Here is a 1734-nt window from a genome sequence, read left to right on the forward strand (position 1 = left end):
CAAAGCGGCTTCCGGTGTTCAAGATCGGAGCTGTATGTTTCTGGCATTCCCTTTACTGACGCATGGGACGCAAGAAGCGTTCCACATCAGACCAAGGAGTTCCCTTGAAGCGCATCCTCCTCCCCGCCGGTGGCGCCATTCTGGCCACCGGTCTGCTGGCCGCTGGTCTGGCCGGTACCGCCAACGCCGTTCCGGACTGGGCCTACGACACCATGGCCAAGGACGCCCCGTCCGCGGTCGAGGTCGCCAAGTTCTGGCTCGCGGCCAACGAGCACACCAACAACCTGGCTAAGGCGAAGGCCTACACCTGGGAGAACAAGGCCACGGCGAAGCTGAACGCCAGCGGCGGCTACACCCCCGACGGCAAGCCGGGCATCGTTGCCCCGATCGGCGAAGAGAAGAAGACCGCCGCCAAGGTCAAGAACATCAACCTGCCCAAGACCATCGGCAAGGTGTTCTTCGTTGACCCCCAGGGCGAGCTGGCCTGGTGCTCGGCCACCTCGATCCAGGGCAAGTACCGCAACCTGGTCGCCACGGCCGGCCACTGCGTCTATGACGACACCAAGAACGCCAGCGTCATGGACAACTGGGTCTTCGTGCCCGGCTACTACCAGGGCAAGACCCCGTGGGGCATCTACGTGGGTAAGACCGCTTACACCCACTACGACTTCTCCGCGTTCAACGACCGCGACCGCGACTTCGCGTTCGTGACCGTGTACAACGGCGTGCAGATCGGTGGCGGCACCGCCAAGGAAGTCAGCGAGGGCGACTACAAGGCCTTCGATGGCGCCAAGTTCGCCAAGGACGTCCCGATCTCCGAGGCCGAGTACCAGAAGACCGTGGACCTGCACGGTGGCGAGACCTCCGCCGCCTGGGCCAAGACCGACAAGCTGAGCGAGCAGGTCGGCCCGGACTACCCCAACGCGGTGAAGGTGTTCCAGGAGGTTTCCAAGGAGGCCTACGACAAGGCCCCCAGCGGTCAGCTCAACGGCGCCAAGGCTCCCGGCAAGACCACCGTCGAGCACGTCACCAAGGCGCAGTACGACGCTTACACCGGCCTGGGCTACCGCAAGCTCGTCGATGGCAACTACACCATCACCCACTACTTCGTGAAGTACTTCGTCAAGGAGTCCTCCGTCAAGGGGTACTTCAAGACGGTCTTCTACGTCGTGGACGGCTTCATCAAGGACGTCGGCCGCCTCGGTGACAACGTCGGTGGCCAGGGCTTCACCTGGAACCAGAAGCCCCAGCAGACGGTGTTCGTCTTCGGTTACCCGGAGGCCCCGCACAACGACGGCCACAAGGCCTACACCGGTGTCACGCCGAAGTGGACCTACGGCAAGACCTCCGGCAAGACCTACGTGTCGGCCGCTCACAAGGTCGAGGAGCACATCGGCCTGAAGAGCTCCTTCACCCCCGGCGCCGACGGTGGCCCCTGGCTCGCCAAGTACAGCAACGCCAAGCGTCTCGGCTACGTCAACGGTGTCACCAGCCTCTTCGGTGACCAGGACAACAACAACCGCTACGACCTGATCACCTCGCCGTACTTCGACGGTGAGACCCAGGTGGTCTACAGCAAGGCCGCCAACGTCTGGTCCGGCTCGATCGTCAAGTAGTAGTAGCTTCCTGACGATCACCCGAGCCTGAGCGTCCAAACCTCCAGGCTCACCTGTTCCACCAGCTTCACCCGAAGGGGCCCGGCATCAGCCGGGCCCCTTCGGCCATTCCCACCGG

At 63.5% G+C, this 1734-nt stretch carries 1 protein-coding gene; it reads left to right on the forward strand.

The annotated features are described in order from the left end of the window. The first annotated feature begins 104 nt into the window (after window positions 1-104). A complete protein-coding gene (locus tag IG98_RS0143785) occupies window positions 105-1616 on the forward strand; it encodes a trypsin-like serine peptidase (protein WP_030926453.1) in 1512 nt (503 codons plus the stop codon). The last annotated feature ends 118 nt before the right edge of the window (window positions 1617-1734 follow it).

Origin of the sequence: Streptosporangium amethystogenes (assembly GCF_000721075.1) — a bacterium.
Lineage (GTDB): Bacteria > Actinomycetota > Actinomycetes > Streptosporangiales > Streptosporangiaceae > Streptosporangium > Streptosporangium amethystogenes.